This is a genomic window from Mediterraneibacter sp. NSJ-151 (assembly GCF_022487435.1).
Lineage (GTDB): Bacteria > Bacillota > Clostridia > Lachnospirales > Lachnospiraceae > Schaedlerella > Schaedlerella hominis.
Window position 1 is genome coordinate 1 of record NZ_JAKVPP010000013.1, and the last position, 25,779, is coordinate 25,779.

Below are 25,779 nucleotides of genomic sequence, written 5' to 3' on the forward strand. Positions count from 1 at the left end.
GACGGGGTTTAGTGGCTTTTTTGCTTGCAAAAAGCCACTAAACCCCGTCCCCAACTGGCTCTCCCGTCCCCAACCGGCTCTCGAACTTATAGATACTTCTTAAGATTCTCTAAAACACACCTATACGCATTTGCATACATATGTACACCTTCTATCGTATACTCCTCTTTTAAATTTCCATTTGCATCTGTCAATCCATTATTCACATCAATATATGTATAGCCAAATTTATCGGCCAGTTTTTTTACTGCTTCATTCGCAATCGGAATATTCGTATTGTTTCTGTTCTTAAACATCGTTTCTCCCCAAGGTCCATCCGGAATCGGAGAATCCTCTTTTACAGGATAATATGCCATCATATACACCTGTGTTTCTGGCAATTTTTCTTTAATTTGCACCAGGATCTTCTCATAATTTGTCATGGTATGTGTAAGTGCTTCCTCAAAAGAAATCGACGGATTACTAATATCATTTGTTCCAATATTAATAAAAATCTTAGACGGCTCTGTACCAAACACCTGAACATCCATGTTTTCTAACATATCATCTGTTGTGAACCCGCCAACTCCACGGTTGTAAATAATACAATCCATTTTCTCAGTCATTAACAATTCATTTATCGGAAATTGTTCCATCAATGATGACCCTGTAAAAAGGATTTGTCCCTTTATAACCGTTTCATTTAAAATACGATACTTGTCAATTTTTTCTTTCTGCTCCTTTGCAAAAAAACCTTGAATCACATCTAACTCACTCATAATTTTTCTCCTTCATTTTCTTTAACTCCGGCATCACAATTGCCAGCATTGTAATAAAACACAAACTTCCTCCAATTACATTTGATATCGGTTCTGCTAAAAACACACCTCTTGTTCCCATGCGAAATGTATATGGAAACAAATATGTTAATGGCACGACTATAAATACTTTTCTAAGTAACGAAAAGAAGATTGCCTGTTTCTTTTTATTTAATGATTTAAATACCGTCTGTCCAATATATTGCAAATCCATAAATATAAATGCTGCAAAATACAACTTCAATGCTTCTACTGCATCTACCAGTAATTCTTTATCCGAGCTGAAAATTCCGATTAAAAATTCCGGTGCAAAAATAATCACACTCCAAATGATTGCCGTATAAATAAGAATCATACAAGTCATTACTCTAATTGCTTTTCTAACACGTTTTGGACGCTGTGCTCCATAATTGTAGCTTAAAATTGGAGAGGTTCCTTCATTCATAGCATAAATCGGTGTCTCTACCATCTGTCGGATACTTGATACAATTGTCATCACTGATATATAAACATCTCCTCCGATACCTGACAGCACACTGTTGCAACATATTGTTACTAAACTATTTGTCAGCTGCATAATAAATCCTGCACTACCAAGACTCACGATATTTTTTGCATCTGCTCCACATACTTTCCATTCTGCCTTGGAGAGCATTCGAACTTTTAGATCCGATTTCTTTCTTAAAAAATAAAATACATATGCTGCTGATAAAGTCTGTGAAATAATCGTTGCAATTGCAGCTCCTTGTATTCCTAAATGCAATCCAAATATAAATAATGGATCCAAAATTAAATTGGCAACTGCTCCAATTGTTACAGACAGCATGCCTGATGTAGCATAACCTTGTGCATTAATAAACGGATTCATCCCTGTTGCAATCATGGATGGTACTGTTCCTATCAGATAAATCATCATATATGGATACGCATAAGATAACCCTTCCTCTGATGCACCAAATAATACCAGTATCGGACTTGCAAACAACATGCCGATTACCATCAATACCACTCCACAAATGCACATCATTGAAAATGATGTATTCATAATTGTTTCAGCCTTTTTTGTATCTCCTTTTCCTCTATTAATAGAAAATAAAGGGGCGCCGCCACTTCCGAACAAGTTACTGAATGCTGTGATAATCACAATAATTGGAAAACATAAGCCCACCGCTCCAAGTGCTGTTGTTCCGACTTCTGGAATTCTGGCAATGTAAATTCGATCCACAATATTATACAAAAGACTCAATATCTGCGCCACCAGCATCGGTAAGGCCGCACCTAAAATATTTCCTGTAATTGTTCCGTGTTCAAAATCAATTCGTTTCATACTCTCATTCCTTTTTTGCTTTCTTTCCTTGACTCCAAGTATAACACAGATTAAAATATATAAAAAATATTGTTTTTATATAGCAATGCAATAATATTTATATATCTTTTTTCAATAGGAGAAAATTATATGGAAATCAAACAATTAGAATACTTTCATGCAATTGTAGATGAGGGAAATGTCAGTGCTGCCGCCAGAGCTCTGCACATGACACAACCACCATTAAGCTACCAGATGAAAATGCTGGAAGAAGAATTACAAGTACAGCTTTTTATCAGAGGTACAAAAAGAATTACTCTAACCGAAGCCGGTAAAGTGCTCTATGCCAGAGCCACCAGTCTGCTTACTATGACGGATATTACCAAACGTGAAGTAATTAAGGCAAGCCAGTCTGCTACTCTCCATATTGGTCTGACACCTTCCAGTGTTTCCATTATGTCTGATTACTTAGTTCGATTTGCTTCAAAATATCCTGATATTCACTTTGATATACATGAAGGTTCTACATTCGCTTTAAAAAATGAATTAGAAAATGGCCTGGTAGATATTACAACACTTAGAACACCAATTGTGTTAAATGAATGCAACACCAGCGTTTTACTACAGGAGAATTTAGTAGCAATGGCAATCTCTGGCTTTTTTGATATTGGATATACAAATATTTCATTAAAAGAACTATCACAAAAATCCTTGATACTTTCTCATCGCTATCGCAAATATATTATATCTGCTTTTGAAGATAATGGATTAACTTGTGACATATACTGCGAATGTGAAGATGCCAGAACCGCCATAACTTTGGCCGAACATGGTTTAGGGGTTGCCATCCTCCCTTCTTCCATGAGAGAACTCAACCCCTGTCTTTATGCTTATTCTATTAAGAATACGAACCTCTCGACAGAAATTCTCCTTGCCTGGAGAGATGAGCGAATTCCGGTTGAGGTAGAAAAATTTTTATCTGAATTAAAATAACTTACAATTTCACGTCATTATGTTTTAAAATTTCTTTCACTTTTTCTTCTGTCATATCTGTAATCTTTGCAATTTCTACAAGAGGGTATCCTGAATTGCTCATATTTAATATGATTTTTCTTTTACCCCCCTGTAAAAGAAACTCTATTCTGTATTTGCACGACTGTGTTATAATATTTGCGAAAGGTGGAATTTTCATGAATACATACTATGCTACACATTATTTTAATTTCAAAAATATTGGAGTCTACCTGCTAGCCTCTCTTCTGGGACTTATCATTGTAATTACAATTGTCCTATGTATTGCTAAATTGCAAATGCATAAAAAATTACAAGATGATTCTTTAACTACTCGTAAAATACGTCGTTTAAATCGCGAACATCAGGCGAAAGAGCTCACTATTATCGAAAGTTTTTTTGAAATGGTATTTGCCAGCACTTCAATTCTCATCTTTTTATCATTATACTATATTCTTGATGAGCGAATTCCTGCAGTCTCTGTGTATTGGGAAAAATACCAGGATTTATTGTTGTTGCTGTTTCTCTGCTTCTCTGTCATCCTAAACGGATGGCTTGATATTGTACTTGTTCCTCTGGAAGAACTTGATTCCGATCAGAAGGCTTCCATACGTCTGGTTTCAACCTTCTATATTATATTGATTTTGCTATACATCAAATTCATTTACAATGATGATAACTATGATTCACTCATGATGTATTTTATTACACTCGCAGTCGGTCGTTTTATATACTTCGATTTTACAATGCACGATTTTTTAAGTACGATACATGGTTTTGTCCAACAACTTCCTCTACTGATATTAATGGGAGCATATTCTGGTTTCATTTGCTGGTTCGGGTTTTACAGTGGATTCCTACTCACATCAAATGGAGTAATTGTCAGTACTTTACTGGCACATTTATTTATGATCTGTTCTATCTATATTTTAGATAAAACAAAAGTTTTCCGACTCCTCTTGTAAGTTATTTTTAATTATTCACAGAGTTCACAAAATCATATTTGATTTTTCACATTTTCTTCACAGTTTTCCACGTTTTTCTCTTGACACGCGGTGCTATAATAAAACTGTAACAAGGAAATAGAACTTAACAAAACCTACTTATAGAAAAAAAGTTGAAGGCTGCTAAGCGTGATTCAGTATTTGGAGGAAAAGATAAATGAATACTTTAAAAGCTGAAAAAAGAAACATGACAACAAAAGCCAAAAAACTTAGACGCGAAGGATTTGTAACCGGTAATCTGTTCGGTCGCGAGATGACAGAATCCATTCCATTGCAGATGGACAAACGTGCTGTTGACCAGCTTCTAAAAGACGAAGGAAAAGGTGGTCAGGTAATGCTCGAAGTTGACGGACAGACTTATGATGCACTTATTAAAGAGGTCGATTATAACCCATTGAAAGGTTATGTCGATGAGATTGATTTTCAGGCATTAGTAAGTAATGAAAAAGTTCACTCTACTGCTGAAGTACATCTGATCAATCTTGAGAAACTTGCTGCCGGTGTTCCACAGCAGATGCTACATGAGATTTCATTCAAGGCACTTCCTGCTGCACTGGTAGAAAAAGTTGAAGTTGATGTCGGAGACCTAAAGGTCGGCGATACGATTCGTGTATGCGATCTGCCAATTGCTCAGGACAAAGACGTCGATTTGATGACTGATGCTGAAGCTACTGTAGTTACAATTACAGAGGTTCACGTATCTGCTGCCGATGCTGCTGAAGAAGCAGATGAGGAAGCTGCTGAATAATAAATACGAGATTTAAGCGCAGGGTAATTTATCCTGCGCTTAATATTTCTAAATATTTATATATTTTCTTTGCTATCATCGTATAACTGATTTACAAATCGGCTAAACTCTGATTTTTTCCACACAACCGGCACCGGATACAAAGGATTTCCCTCTTTCTCTGCCCACCTGGCAATCTTTGAAATATCCTTTTTCTGAATCATATCCGGATATTTTGGAATCCCCATCTTTTCGTTCATCTTATCAATCCATTGAAGAAATGCCTCTGCCTTTGACTGTGTGCCAGCGTCCTCTGCTTCGATACCGCAGACATCACATAGCTCCGCTAATTTTTCATGCACAGCACTTCCATATGCCCTCATAACCTGCGGAAGTAACATCGCCATCGCCAATCCATGGGGGACATCATATAGCCCGCTTAACGTATGACCTATTGCATGAACATATCCTACACTCCCTCTTGTAAATGCTCTTCCTGCATAAAATGCCGCCTGCTGCATCTTCTGTCTGGCTGTCAGATTCTCTCCATCCTGATACGCTGTATACAGATTGTCATAAATATATTTTACAGCCTGCCTGCATAAATCTCGCTCAAATTCTGTATTGTATTTATCATTCGTATACGCTTCTACTGCATGACATAATGCGTCCATTCCCGTTGCTGCTGTAACAGAAGGAGGTAATGCAACTGTCAGTTTCGGATCTAAAATAACCACCTTTGGCATCAGACATAAATCGTTAATTGCTGCTTTATGATGTGTTTTTTCTTCTGTTATCACTGCCGCGATCGTAGTCTCTGAACCAGTTCCGGCAGTTGTCGGAACTGCAATAAATAATGGGATAGGTCTTAATACCTTAAATACCCCCTGCAATTGTCTTATTGATTTTTTTGGACGGGCTATTCTCGCACCGATTGCTTTTGCACAATCCATTGGAGAACCACCACCGACTGCAACAATACAACTACACTTTTCTCGCTTGAATATCTCTACGCCGCGCTCTACTTCCGTATCTGTCGGATTTTGTGAAACGTCATCAAAAATATAATATGACAAATTTTCCTGCTGCAATCTTTTTTCTAATTCATCCAGCAGCCCTCGTTTATAAATGTTAGGTCCTGTCACAATCAAAATATTAGATAGTTTCTTTTTCTTTAAAAACTCTGGAAGCTGCAAAATAGATCCCGTGCCTTTTAATATCTTTGGCATACGCCAAGGAATTATATACATTGCAGCCTTCATACAATTTTGATATATGCGACAGTATATTTTTGTAAAATTGATAAGTCACATCCCCCTTCTTTTTTGCTCTATCCTAGCGTAAACATTTATGTTAATATCATACTCTATAAAGAAGGGAGACGGCAACCGGATTTTCCTGCCTTATGCAATAAAAGCGTTTACGTTATTGTTAAAAAAATTATATAGAATCGTTCCAATTCATCCTTCCATATCTCAGTACCATTCCATAAATCTCTTTCTGTAGCTTAACAGACAATTGTCTTGTGTTAATTCTCCATTTCCAGTTCTTTCCAACTGTCGATGGCGTATTGATACGGCTCTTGTTATCCAGTCCTAAATAATCCTGCATCGGAATCACACAAAGTTTTGCACTACTTCTCATAATCAGGCTAATGAAAGACTTGTATAATTCCTTGTCCGGTGTTGCCTGATCACAAAGATATTCTCTTGCAAGTTTCTGTTCATCCTTCGTAATACTGCTCCACCATCCAACGATTGTCTCGTTATCATGAGTTCCTGTATATGCGACACTATTTACCGGATAATTATGTGGCAAATAATCATTCGCACATCCGGAATCTCTGGAATCAAATGCAAACTCCAGAACTTTCATTCCAGGAAATCCGCTGTCTCTTACCATATCTCGTACAGAATCCGTTACATAACCCAAATCTTCTGCAATGACCGGTTTCCATCCAAGTGCCTGCTCTACTTTACGGAACAAGTCAATTCCCGGTCCTTTTTCCCAATGTCCGCCAATCGCATTTTCTGCTTCATACGGAATAGAAAAATATTCGTCAAACCCACGGAAATGGTCAATACGTACGACATCATACATATTGAACACATAGCGAAGTCTTGAAATCCACCATTCGTAGCCGGTGCTTCTATGATAATCCCATCGATATAATGGATTTCCCCACAACTGTCCTGTTGCCGAAAATCCATCCGGCGGGCATCCTGCTACTGCTACCGGAACATTTTCAGAATCTAACTGAAACAGTTCTGGATGTGCCCATGCATCAGCACTATCCATCGCAACATAAATCGGAATGTCTCCAATAATTTTAATACCTTTGCTGTTCGCATAATTCTTCAACTTCATCCATTGTTCATGAAATTTAAACTGCATATACTGTTGAAATTCGATATCGTAATAGAGTTCTTCCCTGTAATAGTCCATTGCATTATTCCAACGAAGTCTGATATCCTCTGCCCACTTCGTCCACTCTACATCATCAAATCTTGCCTTTACTGCCATAAATAATGCATAATCTGCCAGCCACCAGTTATTTTCTGCAACAAATTTCTGGTAATCCGGATTCTCGCTGATATTACTTCTCTCATATGCTTTTCGAAGCAATGGGTAGCGTCCTTTATAAATTTTCTCGTAGTCTACTTTACTTTTTGTTGTCCCCCAATTTACTTTATCGCACTCTTCACGAGTCAGCACTTTTTCCTCAATCAGCTCATCCAGACTGATAAAATATGGATTCCCTGCAAATGTAGAGAAAGACTGATACGGCGAATCTCCGTAACTGGTCGGACCAAGCGGAAGTATCTGCCAGTAACTCTGTCCGGCTTCCTTTAACCAATCTACAAATTCATATGCACTTTTTGAAAAACATCCAATGCCGTATTCAGATGGCAAACTACTGATTGGCATTAAAATACCTGCAGCTCTTTCATTCATTTTTAATCTCCCTTTCTTTTAAAACCTGCTATTAAACTTCTATCATGACTCCATAGTGATCGGATACAACCGGATGCTTCTGCCATCGGATTCACGCCAGCCATCAATTTCTTCTTCCACCGTAATACCGTCATCCTTTTCTTCTGCTAACACATATGTATCCTTCCATCCACTGTTACAGATTAGTTCGTAACCTTCTCCTTTTACATTATCCAAACTGTTGAAATCTCCCATAAGCCATATTGTACTCTCTGCAAATTCTGCATCACTAAGTACCTGTTGCATCGTTTTGTGCAACCGTTTGCATTAATTATAGTCAGAATTTTATGATATTTCAATTCTATTTTCTAATATCGCATTGCTTTCTCTTTTTTCCACAATTTACCATTCTTGTTTTTGTGCATTTTTCTAGTTTCATTTTTGTTGTTTTGAAATATCATACAATTTATTTTCTATGCTTTTGTTACTATTGCTCAACATTTCCGTCTTTTTATTTTCAGCTCTTTTGCATAACTCATGCAATTTCTTATGCAATGCATTTGACATTACTATTTTCTTTCTTTAAAATACTATTTATAACTTATACATGAAAACGAAAGGCTTTATTTATGACAGTGACAATTAAAGATGTGGCAGCTTTGGCAGGTGTATCTCCTTCTACAGTATCCAGAACCTGTAAAAATAACCCTTCTATCAGCAATGAAACAAAAGAAAAGGTTCGAAAAGCAATGCTCGAACTTGGATATGAACCAAATTTCCAAGCTAGTAACCTTGCTTCTCAAAATTCACGAACAATAGGGATTATCCTTCCTGCGTCTGCACGTGAAGTATACGAAAACTCATTTTATCTTGAAGCAGTTCGCGGTGTCAGTCATTACTGTAACCAAAAACAATACATGACAACAATTGTAACCGGACAGGACGAAAACGAAATATTACAAGCAGTCCGCTCCATGTCGAGAAGTGGTAAAGTAGATGCGTTTATCGTTCTATATTCCAGAAAAGATGATCCTGTTATCGACTATTTATTTAATGAAGGATTGCTATACAGTCTGATTGGAAAAGCTACGCAATACACAAATCAGAGTATCTATATTGATAATGATAATCTGCTTGCAGGGCAGGAAGCAACTGAATACCTCTACCAGCTCGGTCATCGCCGAATTGCTTATCTGGGTTCTGACAGCAATCTCATTTTCTCTGCTGACAGAAAATCCGGTTACCAGCTCGCACTCGCAAAACATGGACTTCCGATGCGACCTGAATACTGTGTAGAGGTTGCAAATGTATCGCAGAATAATACCAAAGAAATTTCTGCGTTATTATTACAATCCGAACCCCCAACCGCAATTGTAGTAAGTGATGATATTCTTGCTGTTTCTCTGGAACGAGTATGTCTGCAGAACAAGCTGTCGATTCCGGAAGATTTATCAATCATCTCCTTTAATAATTCATTATTTGCAAGACTGACTTCTCCACAGATCACATCCATTGACATCAATTCATGCCAGCTGGGAATTGAAGCAGCCTCGCAGATTATTAATCATATTGAAAATCCGGGATTGGTTGCGACAAAGATTATCGTGCCACATCATTTGATAGAAAGAGACAGTTGCTGTAAGATTTCTAGGGAATGATTTTTCAGACTTTCATGCTCCCCTTATTAGATACACATCCTATTAGACTTTGTGTCTTGGCCTACATAAACAAAGATAAGAGAGTTTCGATTTACGTGAAAGAAATCAAAACTCTCTTATCTGCTATATTTTCTTCAAAAACTTTTCTTTCTGAATCTCCACTAATATAATATCGGGACCGATTTTCCTGATACATGCAAATGGGATAATATATTCTGAGTCCACGCCAAATATCCCACATACTTTTCCTGGACCTGGAACGATAATTGCTTCTATCTGTCCACTGCACAAGTCAAAATCTATATCTACTACACATCCTAACACCTTACAATCGCAGGTATTAATTACTTCTTTTTCTCGTAATTCACATATGCGCATCGTGTCACTCCTGCATATATCACTTATATTATTATATGCAGCGATAAGTGTTTTGCTATTTAGTTCACGACGGTCTCTTAGCAAGAAAAAGACTATGCACTCCTGCTCAGCTTCGTCGGGCAAGCCCGACTCCGATTCGTTGGAGTGCATAGTCTTTTCTTGCTTTTTGGTGTACCATGATTGAAATAGGTGGAGCGATGAAGGATTTACTTTTCTGATGTATCTACATCATGTGATTATTTGCTGTTGCAGATATTCTTTTGGCAACTGATGTATCTGCACTACCTTGATATTCTCTGTTGCAGATGCTCTTTCCTTGCCCAATGTATCTGCAACTTGCTCTTCTTTGAACTTGCAGATACTTTTCAGCCTGCCTGACCTGTACAATTGCATCTGCATCTTGCCTTTTCTAGAACTTGAGGATACTTCCTTCGCAAATTTTGCATCTACATCACACGTTTTCGATAACGTAAGGATGCTCCTCAGTAAAATTACGCATCCCCAGCCTACTCTTTCTATACCTTGCAGATACTCTCCAGTAAAATTATGCATCCTACCTACTCTTTCAATGCCTTGCGGATACTCCTCATCAAGATTCTGCATCTTCAATTCCCCCAAATCCATTATCTCAGATATCTCCCCAAATTATCCTTTGCGTTCTATTTGCTTCACGGACTGAGCCGATACCTGACTTATAAAAAAATTGATATAAGAAATTCGAGCGAATATGGAGTGAGCGTTGGAGACACTTAGAGCGTAAATTTTTGCATTAATGGATTTGAACGAATATGTTTGAAGCTGCGTAGCAGCAAGTTTTAGTTCAAATTCATTTGCTTTTAGCAAAAATTTACGCTCTTATGTGTCTTCCGCTCATGAAGTCTGAGCAAGAATTCTTATATCATTTTTTTGTAAGGTCCGTATCACCATCTAATGAACTAAACAGTAACTTAGTCCTCTACTTCAATCTTACGAATTGTCTTTTTCTGAATCTCATCTTTGATTGCATCGATAAATACATTCAACTCTTTCGCGCCCTCATCTCCGAGATATCTACTTCTTACAGAAACTTTCTGCTCTTCCTCTTCTTTTGCTCCAACAATCAACATGTATGGAACTCTGTTCAGACGAGCTTCGCGAATCTTATATCCCATCTTTTCTGAACGCTGATCAACAGAGCAACGGATGTTATTTGCTTTGAGTTCTGCTTCAACTTTGGCTGCATACTCATGATATTTATCTGAAATAGGAATTACACGAACCTGTTCCGGACATAACCATGTAGGGAACATACCTGCATATTTCTCAATCAGCCATGCCAGTGTTCTTTCATAACATCCGATAGATGTACGATGAATGATGCATGGACGTTTCTTCTCACCATTTTCATCGATATAATACATATCAAACTGTTCTGCAAGTAATGCATCCCACTGGATTGTGATCATTGTATCTTCTTTTCCGTATACATTCTTTGCATTAATGTCTACCTTTGGTCCATAGAATGCTGCCTCTCCGACATCTTCTACGAATGGAATATTGAGTTCCTGAAGCATTGTACGAATATGACCTTCTGTTTCTTCCCAAACTTCTGGTTCACCAATGTATTTTTCTTTATTTGACGGATCCCATTTTGAAAGATGATATGTTACATCTTCCTCTACGCCAAGTACCTGCAGACAATACTGAGCTAATGCGATACAATCCTTGAACTCTTTTACCATCTGGTCAGGTCTTACAACCAAATGTCCCTCTGAGATTGTAAACTGACGAACACGAGTCAGACCATGCATCTCTCCAGAATCTTCATTACGGAATAATGTAGATGTCTCGCCGTAACGCAATGGCAGATCACGATAACTGTGCTGTTCTGCTTTGTATACATAATACTGGAATGGGCATGTCATTGGACGAAGGGCAAATACTTCTTTATCTTTCTCTTCATCACCTAATACGAACATTCCCTCTTTATAGTGATCCCAGTGTCCTGAAATCTTGTAGAGGTCGTTCTTAGCCATCAATGGTGTCTTAGTACGAACATATCCACGTCTGCTTTCTTCATCTTCGATCCAACGCTGTAACTCCTGCATAATGATCACACCATTTGGCATAATAAGCGGAAGTCCCTGACCGATTACATCTACTGTTGTAAATAATTTCATCTCGCGTCCGAGTTTATTATGATCACGTTTTTTTGCTTCCTCTAATTGTGTTAAATGCTCTTTGAGTTCGTCTTTTGTAGCGTAAGCTGTACCATAAATACGTGTCAGCATTGGTTTCTTCTCATCACCTCTCCAGTAAGCTCCTGAAGATGATAACAATTTAAATGCTTTCACACCCTTTGTACTCATCAAATGAGGTCCTGCACAAAGGTCTACCCAATCTCCCTGTGAATAGAAAGAAATTTCAGCATCTTCTGGAAGATCTTCAATCAACTCAACTTTATAAGGTTCATTTTTCTCCTTGAAAAATGCGATTGCTTCTTCTCTTGATTTTGTAAATCTTTCAATCTTAGCACCTTTTTTGATGATTTTCTTCATCTCTTTTTCAATTGCATCCAAATCATCTCTTGTAAATGACTGACATTCAAAATCATAATAGAATCCTGTATCAATTGATGGTCCAATTGCAACTTTTGCATTTGGATAAAGGTTCTGTACAGCCTCTGCCATTACATGTGATGCTGTATGACGAAGTGCAGCTAAACCTTTCTCATCTCTTGCTGTAAGAATATTAAGCTCACAGTCTTTATCCAAAACTGTTCTAAGGTCTACAACTTCACCATCTACTTCTCCGGCACACGCTGCTCGTGCAAGACCTTCGCTAATATCGTATGCAACATCAATTACTGTTTTTGCTTCTGAATACTCTTTTTTTGATCCATCTTTTAATGTAATAATCATCATTCTTCCTCCTGTTTTGATATTTACTTCAAGCATTTAATACAGGGAGTTTACATATTATAAAAACTCTTTCCTTAAAACAGAAAAAACTTTATCTGTCCCTGCACTTACATGCAAGGGACGGATAAAGTCTGATTACTTTTATATCCGCGGTTCCACCCTTTTTGTTTTCAAGATGATAACAATTACTTTGTTATCTAAAACCACTTCATTCATGATTATAACGGAATCACCGGACCGGATTAGGGCCACTCGGAGGTAGTCTTCAAATGATTCCCGTTAAGATGATTCCAGCATCTTCATCTCTCTCTGAAACGTTCCACATTCTACTCGTCTCGTCATCGTGTTATCTTCTGACCCTCATTATAGCATTCAAATAAACTTTGTCAACTCAATTTCTTCAATTTTTTCATCTATTTTTCATCTAAAATATTATGGAATCTTTTTATTCTTCACTATAACTTTTTACTCATCAAATTCTAAAATAACACTGTTTGCTTCCAATCCCATTTGGATATCTACCACTTTGCCATGACGTGTTTTTAATCTTTCATAACTTCGATAATTACCGCTCATTGCAATTGCATGTTCGATTGTATAATAATATGAACTAGGTAATTTTCCTTCAATTACATTTACTTCTTGTCCAATCTCAACCAATCCTGGTCTATCCATAGTAAATTCCATTCTTCTCATGACATTATCCTCCTGTAATATTTAATCTAATGTCTTATAAAATATAAAAAGACTTAAGCATTAGCTTAAGTCTTCTAATATAATGCGCGTGGCCGGACTTGAACCGGCACGGGATCGCTCCCGAGGGATTTTAAGTCATTTAGTGCCAACCGATTTTCCCAGAACGTCTTGGTACGAAATGGAACTTAGCGTCCCGAAAAATGGGGATTTTTTACCAGCTCGAAACAGCCTGATGATAAATTTCTTGCAAATTCAGTATAAATCAAGATTTTGACTTTGGCAAGGCTTTTTCGATGCAAAAGGGATGATGGAGGGATATTGGCAGGATATCCTCACATCCAGAATTAATAGAAAAAAGGTGACATTCAACCGAACGATTGGCTAGAGGCAGCATCATCATGCTGCCTCTATTTTATTTCAGAAAGAGAGGCTTACTTATGGAATACCAATTAGAACTCAAACAAATCGTAGATTTTCCACGCTGCCGGATCTACCGCAACTTCATACAGACCTTATTAAACGACAGGAGCATCCGAACCACCGGAGGCTCTTTTCTTTTCTGGTATCTGGTTCTCTGCTCCTACGCCAATTACAGCAATTCAAACCGACGCATGGAGCAGCTCACTTATACGCTCTCACCGGGCGAATGGATCTGCAGCATTTCAGAACTGCAGGATTGGTTTCGCTGCCGGTTTCAGCATCAGGCCATTTCCATCCTGAAGCATCTCCAGGAGGAAGGCTGCATTACCTATTCCCTGCTGGAGAAAAACCGCCTGGTCAAATTCCAGATTACCGACTGGCAGAATGATAATACTGCCCTGAAATACAATTATCCCTGCAAAAAGGATACGGGTTTCTTCTTTTTCCCTATTGGAAAAGCCCACAAACTGATCCAGACAGGCAAATGCTCGGAAATGGACATTCTGCTCGATTTGTGGATCCATGCTGTATACAATGATCCGTCTGTCCTCTGCTCTGACACCGGGCCTGTCGTCTACTATCGGAATAATACCGGTACTCCCCTGACCAGCTTCCAGACACTAGGCGAACGCTGGGGACATTCCAAGCCTACTGTCTCCAGGCTTTTAAAAAAGATGGAGAAGATGAACCTGATCACCCTGGTATCCTTCCGGGGAAATCACGGGAGCATGATTTACCTGAACAATTACCTTTCCATTATGTTTAACATCAGCGACGTACTGATTGACAAGGAGGAAATAGCCATGAAAATGAAACTGCCGATTTACACTCCTAAAGAAACACCTACAGAGGAAACTACGGAACCAGAGACATTGTGCGTACCAGAAACGGTGACAGATGAGCAGATTACTGTTTCAAATCCCATTCCCTGCGTTCCAATTTCGCACATCCGCTACATGATCCGAAAAGTCGCCAAACTCCTGGATACACAAGGAATTTCCTGCTGTCACTGCCCCCGAACCAGGTATATATTATCTCCCTTATCAGACTGTGAGGATAGTATACCTGTAATTAGTCTAAATATTATCTGCCCCTTTGGAGCCGCAAAATACCGTTTTGAGTTGACCATAGAGCCCAGGGCAGATCTGGAGCCTGAGAAAGAAGTTGGACAGCAGAACCAAACCGTACTGCCGAACTCTGCCTTTCCGAAAGAGGGCAGAACAGAACAGTGGGCGTATCGGAGTAGTCGGATGGAACCACCGGAAATCTACCTGTCGAATCTTCCTTCGCAGATGCCAAATGATACGGACGCCGTAAGCCGGGAAGGAGGTGATCTGTATGCCGAAGCGTAAAGGACAGGACTTCCCAACACCGGAAGAAAATCCCCGGTTTCATGATACGTACCAGTTCCTGCGCCGGTACCGGGATGCGACATACAGCCTGAAAGTGGTCGTTCACCAGATGGAGAACCAGTTCAAGGTGCAGTATGGATCTAGTATCGATGAGTTCTTGGACTCCATTTATGCGGCCGGAGCCGATCTGGCTGGCAGTGACATTGCGGAACGTGCAAAAAGCATTGAGCGGAGCAACCGGATGCTGAAACTGTTGGAGTCTTCTGTGGATCTTCTGCGGAATAACCACAAATACGGGGAGCAGTATTACTGGATCCTCTACTATGCCTTTCTTTCCCCACAGCAGTTGAAGAACACGGAAGAGATCTTGGAAAAGCTGGAGCAGCATATTCCCAATATCTCTTACCGTACATACTACAGGAAACGCCACCAGGCAATTGAAGCACTCAGTACAATCTTATGGGGATATACTGCCAAGGAGACTATTGACAAATTGAATCATTTTTTTCCAGAATGAATGATGTTCTTCTATTCGGTTCTTCCGCAATGTTAGATATCACAAATATAATTACTACTTTTTGTTCGCCCCGCTCTCCATGTCTTTAAGGCTTTAATGCGGAAGAACCCTTTGTCGGGGCGACAGAACTAATCAAAATGTAAAATCCTTTTAATATTACGTACTCTTCTTCGCCACTTACTAATATTATACGTTTCATATTCTAAAGAGTATTTATCTATGCAATTAATTATATTATCTATATCCGGTATATTATACATTGTTTTATATTTGTTTAGTCCCAACATATGTTCATTTCCCAAAACAATCACTAACATATGTTCGTATACTTTACTTATATTTCGGTCAATTTTTTCATTCGTAAAATATAATGATTTTGATCTAAAATTTTCTATAAATTGTTTATAGAAATCTAATATTTTTAATCGCTTATTCTGTTTTTGTATATCGTTAGCATACAAACAAAACATATCAAAATATGTACCATCGTCTTCTTTTAATATGCTTTCCAACTTGATTAATTCATACTTTATTGGAAGATAATACTTAATAAGAGCTTCTTTATGCAAATCATATGCTTTTATTCTATTATTATTATGCATATTACTAAACGTCAGCATAATATTTACAATTATTGTCAAGAGACTGAGGATAGAGCTAATAACAAGTGTCCAAAATGATATTAGCATTTCATAATTCTCCATTTATCTTTTCTTCCTCCACTAATTGCTTATATGATTTTCTTGAAATCTGCGTTGTACTATCATTATAATTTTGATCTACTATATATTTAATACAAGCAGATAATTCTTTGTATAGGACATGACTCATATTACTAAACAATGGATTTTTAAGCAATTGTACATATTTTTCTATATAGTTTATTATTCTTTCATTCATATCAACAATTTTATCAGGGTATATGTCTTTTATTATATGTATTCTATAATTATCTATATATCTTATGTGCCAATGAATAATCCTTTCCTCATGTAATCTTCCTACATTATCCTCTTTACTTCGGAATACATAGTCAGATTCGAGAAGCGGAACACCTCCATTTTCTTCTTGTATCTTTATAACCTCACTATTATATTTTTTTAGTCTATTACAACACACCACGACTGCATCATACACTTTTTTTAGAACGTATTCAAAGTTATAATTATTATATTTTTCTGAATATCTACAGTTTTTTTCAGCAAATAATGGATATGTGTTTTTAGTATAGCGGCATGAAAAAAACTCGAAATGAGTGCAAATAAACTTTATATAATTTGATCCAGCACATGTTATTCTTATTTCTATTTCTGATTCCTTTTCAATTCCATTATCTATATCGTTTAAATAGTTATCCAATTCTTGATAAGAAACTCTTTTTATGTTATCAAAAGTAATTAAATGATTCCAGGTTGGCGCTTTTTTCAAATCAAACATTCCTACCAAAGCATCGATAAATCTTTTTTTCTCCATTATAGGCTTACATAACGAATATAGATATCTTAAAGGAATCGTTTCAGGTGTCAGTCGATCATTATCATCATCATGAAATTCATCTTTATCAAACTCTGGTAACAAATTATACAGAAGTGTCAATATGGGCCTTGAAATAGTAAATTCCTGATTATGATTTGTTGGAGGCTCCATACCTATTTTCTCAAAATATCTTTTTCCCAAAAATTCATCAAAAATGACTCTGAAAATAATTCCTCTTGCACCATTTTTATTATAGTCCTCCCCAGTATTAACCAATCGTATTTCTTGATCGATTAATTCCTCATTTTTTTCGCATAGAGATGTTATGCACGTAATCGCTCTCTTATAATCATTATTAAACATAGGAAAAATGTTACTTTTAATATACGGATCCGTACATATATCGTAAACTCTCTTAATTGTCTTTTTTAAATCTGTATTTTCAATTTCATTCGTAAAGTTATTTATAAAATAAAATTTTTTTGCTACAACTAATGCTTTGTCTATGTCCATCGAAATGTCGAAATTTTTGGCCACAAACTCCATTCCATCGATAAAATGATCTGCTATCTGCATTGCCGTAGTTTCACGCATTGCAAAGATAAAAGTTATATTATCATATATTTTACTCCATTTGTCATTATCGCTACCTTCTATCATTTCCATAAACGAATTCATATTTTCTATAAAATTAGAATATTCGTGCATTGATTCTTCGAGTATATTATGGCGATATACAATGTCCATATTATCAAGAATAAAAAATAACTTAGGTATATTATCATTATGCTCTTCTATTTCTAAAGCTGAATGTAATAAAACTAACAAAAATAATAATTGCTCTAAATTCAGACAATCGAGAACTTCGTCTAACTTTCTTTTTACAGAATTAAATTCTGAAGCATCTAATAAATTGCTTTTACAAAACTCAAAAAAGTTTAATAAAGTATTTTTATATTCAAATGTATTATTAAATATTTTAGTATATCTATTATATAAGTTTATAATACGAGCAAATATATTATTGCTTGTTCCGTTTTCTTTCAGCCGAATTATATCATCAACGGCGTCTTCTATCTTTAACACAAATTTTTTATCAAATGGAAGATCATCGTTAGAAGCCCGTCCCTTTTCAAAATTCAAGAAGACACTTTTTCCTTTTAATGTATTATTAAGATAGGTTGCAAAATTTTCATTTTTAACTTCCATCTTATTTATGTGCATTTGTGTCCGCAAAGTATTACAAATCTTTTGGGATGATTTTCTATATCGTTTTTCAAGTTTTTCTATATCATCTTCCCTGTCATTAACTGTTTGAGCCAAAAGTTCTTTTTCAATTCTTTTACACTCCTTAAATTCTGGTAAGTTATATTCAGAATTAATCATAGAGTTTAATAGGTTCATAAAACATGTTTTGCCACATCCTCTAAATCCCGTAACAAATATAGTATTCTTGGTAGAATCCTCTGATACATTGGCTATGGTCGCTAATCTTTCGTATGTTTTGTTTGATAATAAATAAAAATACTTTAAAAAATCTGATGATTTAAAAATCCTTTTAAACGCTTTATTACACGAAGATGAATAAGGATTGCTTATGTAATAATCTGACGCAGTTATAGTATTAAACATATTAATAATTCTCTCTTCCATAATTTCCCTCACTAACATATTTTATAATGCACATTAATATGCATACATCCTAGTTCTATTTTATCCCTGTCTTAGACACCAATCAACAAAATTTTGGCTTAAAACTGGCTTAGTATTGTCCCTGTTCTGCGATTGCAGGGTAAATTTACCCATGCTACAATAGGTATTGCTTATAGTATTCTTCTTTTACGGCACCCTCGGCGGTGCTTTTTTTGTACCCATAAACCCACGCTGACCGCTGTACGTACAGCCTACATATATAATAAGTAGATATTTCTACGTATACTCTACGTACAGCACACGCACATTCTATTGAACGGAGGAAATCCGGCATGAAAACAAGAGATCAGATATACCACAGAGAAGGAGAAAAGCTCCTGCGCTTCCTGACCACCTACCATGCCCTGAAATATGAACAGGTAATGAAGATGTTTGGTAACCAGGACTCCATCAAGTCACTGATCACCAGCCTGGTCAAGCAGGGAAGGATTTATCATGATAAGGAAGCCGGCCTGTTATGTGACAGCCCGGAGGCCGCTGAAAACCCGGATCGAGGTACGATTGCCGCCTTCTGGGTTTTACTGGATTTTAAAAAGCCCATTGTATTCCATACCAGCGGAGATTTTCCAGTGAAACTCCACTTTTTCTCAGAAAATGAGGAGTACGAAATCCTCTATGTGCCGCTGGAACAGGAAGTTCTGGTAGATCATGTGATGAAATCCATTCCCCGCCACGATGTGTTGCGTCTTGTGATGCTGGAAAATATCCAGCAGGCAGCGAAACTCTCGATTGAAGGAGTGCTTGCTTTCTGTGTCGTGGATGACTCCGGCTCTGTCAGCTACTACGGAAGGAGGTAATACACCATTTCAAACCAGAAAATACTCTATGAACGGCTTGCGAAGCTGGAAGGAGAGATCCAGAAACTCAACAACACCGTTTTTGCCCTGAAAACCACTGATATTCGTACATATCCGGAAAACTACGGGGATCTGAGTATGAACGCTGCGCTGCGTGCTGAGCGGATCGCCTGCCAGATGCGGAACTTGGTCTGTCTGGCCGCCCCGGAAAAACGGAGCGGATACTTAAAAGAAGCGGCAGATGCCCAAGGGATTGAGATCTGCCAGGACGAAGATCTGATCTCCATTACGCTTCCGGGCCTGCTTCCCAAAAGAAAGCAGCACGTCAACGCTGCCTTTCTCCATGAGCCGCTAAACTATGCGCTGCAGAACTACCTGACGGTCCATTCCCTTCCCCTGTACCGGGAATGTGTGGTCTGCTTCAGCCAGATCTATGACCGGAACGGCCCATTTGACCGGGTACGTGATTACGATAACCTGGAGTTCAAACAGCTTCTGGACACGATTGCCACCTATATCATGGTGGATGACAGCGGGCTTTACTGCGACTCCTACCACACCACGGAGCTGGGAGATACGGATCATACTGTCATCTATGTGATGGGAAAATCCCGGTTTCCCCAGTGGCTGAAAGGACGAAAAAACGAGATTGAAACCATATCGGAAATTTCATGATTTTTCCGTCATTTTATCCGACATTGGTAAAACATCCTTTGAAAGCAGGAAATCCCTGCTTTTTTTGTTTGCCGGGAAGCACAACTTTTTACCCAAGTACAGACTTACATGGGTAACTACCGGAAGGAGGGGTGACTGATTTTGTATCCTTCTACCTCCCAGAAATACAGGCTCCTGGAAATGGTCGCTCTTTGCGGGGAATTTCCTGCTGACCAGCTTACCCGTCTGATCCCAAGCCCCTCTTATGGAGAAAAGCTCATTACAGAGTTAAAGGCACAAAAACTGCTGCGGACTCACTATCGGGATCATTTAAGGGGCTATCGCCTGACCGGACGGGCTAAACAGATGCTCCTTGCTCAAAATCCGGAGCGTTTCCGTGACTTCCTCACCGGGAATACCGAAACCAATCAGGTCCGAAGCGAAGTAACCCGTCGGCTGCGTCTGTACCAGAAAGCAGAAACCTATCTGACTCTCCTAGGCGCCGGCATCCCGTTCTTTGCTGACCAGAAACCGGATATTTTCAGGGAAGGCCGCGAAGCCGGTATCCTCACTATGGGGAACCTGCCCCTTTTTTACTCATCACGGGAGTTTAAGCACATCGGTTCAGAGGCAACCAAGATCAGAAATTCCCGGAGCATGGGGGTGCTGCTTGCTCCCCACTGTGCCTATGCACTGTATAACACCGGTGACCATGTACTCAAGTGGGAATACCGGACAGAGGTACGGCTGAACGCCTTCCTGCAGCATTACCTGCAGGATTTCCCCTATACGGGACATCCGAAAGTCCGGGCGATCCTGACCGGGAAGGACATGGACACCGCTTACCAGCTCCTGACCAGTACCGGCGGATACAAAAAGAGTCTGTTTGTAGCGGATACATCCTATGAACACTTTCACTATCTGCCAAACACACCGGAAGGTGAAACGCTTTTGAAACTGCTGGTCCGGCCACGGCTCATGAAACAGCTGGACCAGTTACTGTTATCCGATTTAGGTTCCCGGCAGCCAGACCTTCCCATCGACCATGATGGGGTGGACGCTTCCGGGAACCCTGCGGTTCTTGCATATGATTTTGACTTGCACCGAATTAACCGATTCAATACCGGGCTGAATGTATATGGCAGAAAGGGGGTGATGATCTGCTTTGATTTCCAAATCCCCTGTCTAAAACGGTATCTGACCGCCGACATTCGGTTCTCCAGTATTGACCTCTCTAAGTTTAGAAAGGGGTTTTTGCATGAACCGTAAATGGTGGAAGCTCATTTATCTGCTTCCCATCAGCCTCTGCACCTTATATGCAGGCGGCTATATCGCTCAGTTTATCCGAAACTATCGCATCTGGACTGCCGCTGGTAACACGCCGGGCAATGGCAGTTCCCCACAGATGCCATCCCCGCATCCGGCAGCCTGTTTCCAGGCTGTCACCGATTTTCCGTATAACCTGTATGGGATTGGGATCTGCCTTGTGGTATTTGGGCTGCTGATTTTTTTGCTCATGCGGATGGGCTATGACCGCAACGGCGAAGTCGCAGACCGGGAACGGAACCTGAACTACTCGACCAAAGGAACCTATGGAACCTCCGGTTTCATGACGCCGGAGGAAATGCATCAAGTCCTGGAGCTGACTTCTGATGTAAAGAAGAGCAAAGGCACCATCTTAGGCAAGCAGAACGGCAAGGCTGTCTGCCTGCCTTACCACACCTATATGAATCGGAATGTGGCGGTCTATGGCTCCAGCGGTTCCATGAAGAGCCGCGCCTATGTCCGAAACGCTATCTTCCAGAGCGTGGCCCGTGGGATTGACGGGCCGGGAGAAAGTCTGATCATAACCGATCCGAAATCCGAACTTTATGAAAGTATGTCCGTGTATCTGGAGAAGGAAGGCTATACCGTCAAATGCTTCAACCTGGTCAATCCGGAAAACTCCGACAGTTGGAACTGCCTCATGGAGATCAACGGCTCTGAGACAATGGCGCAGGTCTTTGCCGATGTCATTATCCAGAATACCGGCTCTGCCAAAGGGGATCATTTCTGGGATAATGCGGAAATGAACTTATTAAAAGCCCTGGTTCTGTACGTGGACCAGGGGTTTCCGCCGGAAGCCAAAAATATCGGGCAGGTGTACAAGCTGCTGACTATGAGTTCCGAGAAAGAACTGAACAGCCTGTTTGACCTGCTTCCGGTATCCCATCCGGCAAAAGTGCCTTACTGCATCTATAAGCAGGCCAGTGACACGGTGCGCTCCGGTGTCATCATCGGATTAGGTGCCAGGCTGCAGGTGTTTCAAAATAAGCTGATCCGGCAGATCACCTCCTATGATGAGATTGACCTGACGCTGCCGGGCAAGCAGAAATGTGCGTATTTCTGCATCACCTCAGACCAGGACAGCACCTTTGATTTTCTCTCCTCCCTGTTCATGACCTTTATCTTTATCAGGCTGGTCCGCTTTGCGGATAAAGAGGGCGTGGAGGGGAAGCTGCCGGTTCCGGTACATATCCTGGCGGATGAGCTGGCCAATACCGGCGCTATTTTGGAGCTGAATAAAAAGATTTCTGTTATCCGAAGTCGAAACCTGAGCATTTCCTGTATTTTCCAGAATTTGCCCCAGATGCAAAACCGGTATCCACTAAACCAGTGGCAGGAAATTATCGGGAATTGTGACAGCCAGTTATTCTTAGGCTGTACCGATGAAGTGACCGCCACCTTTATATCCAACCGGTCCGGAGATGTGACGGTTGGAGTCAGAAGCGAAGCGAAGCAGCTCAATTCCTGGCGGGTGTCGGACTACACGCCAGAGTACCGGCAGACCAGATCCATCGGGAAGCGCAAGCTCTTAACGCCGGATGAAATCCAGCGGCTGCCCTTAAATAAGGCGCTTATCATCCTGCGGGGCCAGAAGATCCTGGAAGTAGAAAAATACGATTATACGCTCCACCCGGATGCCAAAAAACTGATCCCAAGAAAAGCGGCAGACCACGTTCCCCAGTGGCGGGCGAAAGCCGAGCAGGAAGAATACGACTATACGCCGACTCTTGCGGAGAATTTAAAGAAAAAGCCCCGGCCCGGCCGCAGCGGCAGACGCCCTGCGTTTCCCTCCCAGGAGAAACCGCTTCGCCGGGAACCGGACAAGCACGCTTACCCTTCCGGGCAGCCGGAAGAGCTTAGTGACCTGCCGGAAGAATTTCCGGAGTTTCCAGAGGAGATTGTTCCGCTGGATAAAGATTCCATTATGTCTTGATTTTTGAAAGGAGGCAGCTTATGCCAAACGAACTGAACCATGCAACATCTATCCTTACCCTGGACGCCGATGCTCAGCTGGAAACACCGCAGTCCAAAGCGGATCTCATCTGGCACGAGATCCAGAACGCCTACCGCACCCGGAAAATCCTCACCGGGAAGCTGGGCGGCATTGAGAAAACGGAGGTCGGCAGTCTGATCGCCATTATCTATTACAAGGACTTCCGTACCGTCATCCCCATCTCGGAAATGATGCTGAATCTTGTCCAGGATAACGCCCACGATTACGGCGAACTTTCCCTGCGGCAGAATAAAATCCTCAATAATATGCTGGGGTGTGAGATTGATTTTCTTGTGAAAGGATTGGATGCAAAGACACGCAGCATTGTGGCAAGCCGGAAGGAAGCCATGCTGAAGAAACGCCAGATTTTTTATCTGGATACAGACGCATCCGGGAAGCCAAAGGTCTATGAGGACCGGATCGTGCAGGCCAGAGTGATCGCTGTGGCAGAAAAGGTTGTCCGGGCTGAAATTTTTGGCGTGGAGACTTCCATTCTGGCAAGGGATCTGTCCTTTGACTGGCTGGGAGACGCCAGAGAACGGTTCCGTGTTGGGGACCACATCCTGGTACGGATCCTGGATGTGAAGGCAGAGTCTCCGGAACAGATCACGGTTCATGCAGATGTCAAAAGCGTGGAAGGCAATACCAGCAAGGAAAATATGAAGAAATGCAAGTTGCAGGGCAAATACGCCGGTGTGGTGGAAGACATCCACAAAGGCACCGTATTCGTCCGGCTCTCGATTGGCGTCAACGCCATCGCCCATTCCTGCTATGATCCCCGTACCGTAGGGAAAAAGGATGAGGTATCCTTTGTCGTTACGCATATTGATGAGGAGCGCAATGTAGCGGTTGGCCTGATCACCCGGATTATCCGGCAGAACCTGTAAAGGTAGAAATGGCAGCGCTATCAACCGATTAAGTCTGATAGTGCTGCCAAATAATATTATTTGTATTTAGCTCTTATAACTTATTTTCATTAATTCTATCTGGGAGTGTATCCAAGGTTTCCAGTAATGCATATGCATATTTTTCGCATAAAACAGAATGTATTTTTTCGTTAACTCCCAATCTCCAAAATAATAGCACTCCTATATCTACAAAAATTAAAATTATATTTCTTTTCGATTGAACGAACGAGAGAGGTGTTGTGGGAACTGAAGAGATTATCAGAATGAGAATTGCTACAATCGTAAACGCAATTCCGACGGATTTAAGGCTAATCAAATTTTTATAAAATCCACACAGCATATTTTCTTCTTGTACAAGTTTATTATTGCGTGTATTACTTCGTAGCCATTGTATGGCGCTGTAACACGTTTGTCTGAACTCTTCAGAATCTACTGGTTGGTTCATGGCTTCAAAACTTTTATCAATTTCACTTAATTTTCTGTAATAACGTTGCTTGGTTTTTCCGTCAATATGTGCATCATCTATATATAAAAATTCTGCGGCAGTATTTCTACGTTTTTCCCCTCTTTGCTTATATCTCTGCAAAGCGAAAAGGTAATTCGAAAATGATGTCATAATAGCTACCAATACAACAGAGAAAGTGAAACTCCGAACAGGTTCATAAACGACATATAGTGTTAAAATGATAGGTGCTATTATAATGATATAAACAGATACCCTTGCACGAATGTTATAAGAATCAAAAATTTTTATATCCATTTGCACCTCCTCATAATGCTTTAAAATTCTCTTTAATCCGTTTCAAAATGTCTGTTTCTTTTGAATTATAGAAATTCAACTCAGATTCTGTTATCTCAAATCCAAAGCCGTAATTATCACCTGCATAACAGTATGATATTTCATTTTTCGAAAAAGACGTAAACCACTTTACTTTATTTTTCTTGTATATTTTTAAGTAATTGGCATAACAGGTAATGAAAACTATCGTTTTTTCCTCTATCTGGTCAGCATTGTGAGCCAAATACTTTGCAATTTGATCATAATGCCCAACCAAAAACAAAATAGATGGTTCCGCTACGCCTAATGGCGTAAGCGGAATGAATCCATCTATTGTGTTTTGAGGGATAAAGAAAAGATGAAATATATCATAAAGATACTCCTGTCGTCCAGGGATTTCATATGCCTGAGTTTCTGCAACCAAGTATTTCAAA

23 protein-coding genes and 1 pseudogene are annotated in these 25,779 nt (G+C 39.7%); 11 read left to right on the forward strand and 13 right to left on the reverse strand.

The features are described from left to right. Nucleotides 1-86 precede the first annotated feature (86 nt). Nucleotides 87-758 (reverse strand): GDSL-type esterase/lipase family protein, encoded by a 672-nt coding sequence (locus tag LQE94_RS12105; protein ID WP_240577809.1) that lies wholly within the window; start codon nt 756-758, stop codon nt 87-89. After that, nucleotides 751-2,124: an MATE family efflux transporter gene (locus tag LQE94_RS12110; protein WP_240577810.1), complete on the reverse strand. Its 1,374-nt coding sequence runs from the start codon at nt 2,122-2,124 to the stop codon at nt 751-753. The genes LQE94_RS12105 and LQE94_RS12110 overlap by 8 nt, the downstream gene beginning before the upstream one ends. A 129-nt stretch (nt 2,125-2,253) precedes the next feature. On the opposite strand from LQE94_RS12110, the gene LQE94_RS12115 reads away from it, so the two are divergent. From LQE94_RS12115 to LQE94_RS12125, 3 genes are all read left to right on the forward strand, one after another. Continuing rightward, a complete protein-coding gene (locus tag LQE94_RS12115; protein WP_240577811.1) occupies nt 2,254-3,096 on the forward strand; it encodes a LysR family transcriptional regulator in 843 nt (280 codons plus the stop codon). Nucleotides 3,097-3,293: 197 nt separating this feature from the next. After that, nucleotides 3,294-4,079 (forward strand): hypothetical protein, encoded by a 786-nt coding sequence (locus LQE94_RS12120; protein WP_186865287.1) that lies wholly within the window; start codon nt 3,294-3,296, stop codon nt 4,077-4,079. 196 nt (nt 4,080-4,275) lie between these two features. Beyond that, complete coding sequence (locus LQE94_RS12125; protein WP_022075824.1) at nt 4,276-4,866, forward strand: 50S ribosomal protein L25; 591 nt, start codon at nt 4,276-4,278, stop codon at nt 4,864-4,866. A gap of 56 nt (nt 4,867-4,922) precedes the next feature. On the opposite strand, the gene LQE94_RS12130 is transcribed toward LQE94_RS12125, so the two are convergent. The 3 genes and pseudogenes from LQE94_RS12130 to LQE94_RS12140 all read right to left on the reverse strand — a co-directional run bounded on the left by LQE94_RS12130 (nt 4,923) and on the right by LQE94_RS12140 (nt 8,085). Next, on the reverse strand, nt 4,923-6,095 hold the full coding sequence (locus tag LQE94_RS12130) for an iron-containing alcohol dehydrogenase (protein WP_240577812.1): 1,173 nt from the start codon (nt 6,093-6,095) through the stop codon (nt 4,923-4,925). A 190-nt stretch (nt 6,096-6,285) separates the two neighbouring features. After that, nucleotides 6,286-7,803, reverse strand: a pseudogene (gene malQ / locus LQE94_RS12135) (4-alpha-glucanotransferase); the annotation flags it as partial. A 39-nt stretch (nt 7,804-7,842) separates the two neighbouring features. Continuing rightward, the gene (locus LQE94_RS12140) at nt 7,843-8,085 is read right to left on the reverse strand and encodes a hypothetical protein (protein WP_240577814.1); all 243 of its coding nucleotides are present in this window, start codon (nt 8,083-8,085) and stop codon (nt 7,843-7,845) included. 323 nt (nt 8,086-8,408) lie between these two features. Here LQE94_RS12140 and LQE94_RS12145 point away from each other — a divergent pair, with 323 nt between their 5' ends. Continuing rightward, entirely contained in the window at nt 8,409-9,437 is a 1,029-nt protein-coding gene (locus tag LQE94_RS12145; RefSeq protein WP_240577815.1) for a LacI family DNA-binding transcriptional regulator, read from the forward strand. 123 nt (nt 9,438-9,560) lie between these two features. Here the strand turns inward: LQE94_RS12145 and LQE94_RS12150 are convergent, their stop codons facing one another. The 4 genes from LQE94_RS12150 to LQE94_RS12165 all read right to left on the reverse strand — a co-directional run bounded on the left by LQE94_RS12150 (nt 9,561) and on the right by LQE94_RS12165 (nt 13,411). Continuing rightward, nucleotides 9,561-9,815: a PRC-barrel domain-containing protein gene (locus LQE94_RS12150; RefSeq protein ID WP_022075833.1), complete on the reverse strand. Its 255-nt coding sequence runs from the start codon at nt 9,813-9,815 to the stop codon at nt 9,561-9,563. 228 nt (nt 9,816-10,043) lie between these two features. Continuing rightward, complete coding sequence (locus tag LQE94_RS12155; protein ID WP_240577816.1) at nt 10,044-10,439, reverse strand: hypothetical protein; 396 nt, start codon at nt 10,437-10,439, stop codon at nt 10,044-10,046. 323 nt (nt 10,440-10,762) lie between these two features. After that, nucleotides 10,763-12,715 (reverse strand): threonine--tRNA ligase, encoded by a 1,953-nt coding sequence (gene thrS, locus LQE94_RS12160; protein WP_022075834.1) that lies wholly within the window; start codon nt 12,713-12,715, stop codon nt 10,763-10,765. A gap of 465 nt (nt 12,716-13,180) precedes the next feature. Further along, nucleotides 13,181-13,411, reverse strand: a complete 231-nt coding sequence (locus LQE94_RS12165; RefSeq protein WP_022075835.1) for a hypothetical protein — start codon at nt 13,409-13,411, stop codon at nt 13,181-13,183. 437 nt (nt 13,412-13,848) lie between these two features. On the opposite strand from LQE94_RS12165, the gene LQE94_RS12170 reads away from it, so the two are divergent. Beyond that, a complete protein-coding gene (locus tag LQE94_RS12170) occupies nt 13,849-15,183 on the forward strand; it encodes a MarR family transcriptional regulator (RefSeq protein ID WP_240577817.1) in 1,335 nt (444 codons plus the stop codon). Then, the gene (locus LQE94_RS12175; RefSeq protein ID WP_240577818.1) at nt 15,170-15,700 is read left to right on the forward strand and encodes a hypothetical protein; all 531 of its coding nucleotides are present in this window, start codon (nt 15,170-15,172) and stop codon (nt 15,698-15,700) included. Before LQE94_RS12170 ends, LQE94_RS12175 begins: the two co-directional genes overlap by 14 nt. A gap of 128 nt (nt 15,701-15,828) precedes the next feature. On the opposite strand, the gene LQE94_RS12180 is transcribed toward LQE94_RS12175, so the two are convergent. Continuing rightward, nucleotides 15,829-16,404, reverse strand: a complete 576-nt coding sequence (locus LQE94_RS12180) for a hypothetical protein (protein WP_240577819.1) — start codon at nt 16,402-16,404, stop codon at nt 15,829-15,831. After that, nucleotides 16,391-18,829, reverse strand: a complete 2,439-nt coding sequence (locus LQE94_RS12185) for a hypothetical protein (protein ID WP_240577820.1) — start codon at nt 18,827-18,829, stop codon at nt 16,391-16,393. Before LQE94_RS12185 ends, LQE94_RS12180 begins: the two co-directional genes overlap by 14 nt. 332 nt (nt 18,830-19,161) lie before the next feature. Here LQE94_RS12185 and LQE94_RS12190 point away from each other — a divergent pair, with 332 nt between their 5' ends. The 5 genes from LQE94_RS12190 (at nt 19,162) to LQE94_RS12210 (ending at nt 24,546) form a co-directional block, all read left to right on the forward strand. After that, a complete protein-coding gene (locus LQE94_RS12190; RefSeq protein ID WP_240577821.1) occupies nt 19,162-19,686 on the forward strand; it encodes a DUF5697 family protein in 525 nt (174 codons plus the stop codon). 21 nt (nt 19,687-19,707) lie between these two features. Then, on the forward strand, nt 19,708-20,361 hold the full coding sequence (locus LQE94_RS12195) for a DUF6100 family protein (protein WP_227060808.1): 654 nt from the start codon (nt 19,708-19,710) through the stop codon (nt 20,359-20,361). 141 nt (nt 20,362-20,502) lie between these two features. Continuing rightward, nucleotides 20,503-21,609 (forward strand): hypothetical protein, encoded by a 1,107-nt coding sequence (locus LQE94_RS12200; protein WP_330638942.1) that lies wholly within the window; start codon nt 20,503-20,505, stop codon nt 21,607-21,609. After that, a complete protein-coding gene (locus LQE94_RS12205) occupies nt 21,599-23,599 on the forward strand; it encodes a VirD4-like conjugal transfer protein, CD1115 family (RefSeq protein ID WP_240577822.1) in 2,001 nt (666 codons plus the stop codon). The genes LQE94_RS12200 and LQE94_RS12205 overlap by 11 nt, the downstream gene beginning before the upstream one ends. Before the next feature lie 20 nt (nt 23,600-23,619). Then, nucleotides 23,620-24,546 carry an RNA-binding protein gene (locus LQE94_RS12210; protein WP_240577823.1) on the forward strand — a complete coding sequence of 309 codons (927 nt, stop codon included), beginning with the start codon at nt 23,620-23,622 and terminating at the stop codon, nt 24,544-24,546. Between the two features lie 73 nt (nt 24,547-24,619). Here the strand turns inward: LQE94_RS12210 and LQE94_RS12215 are convergent, their stop codons facing one another. Together LQE94_RS12215 and LQE94_RS12220 are read right to left on the reverse strand one after the other, a co-directional pair. Next, a complete protein-coding gene (locus LQE94_RS12215; protein WP_240577824.1) occupies nt 24,620-25,327 on the reverse strand; it encodes a hypothetical protein in 708 nt (235 codons plus the stop codon). A 10-nt stretch (nt 25,328-25,337) separates the two neighbouring features. Next, entirely contained in the window at nt 25,338-25,778 is a 441-nt protein-coding gene (locus LQE94_RS12220) for a hypothetical protein (RefSeq protein WP_240577825.1), read from the reverse strand. Nucleotide 25,779: the final 1 nt, after the last annotated feature.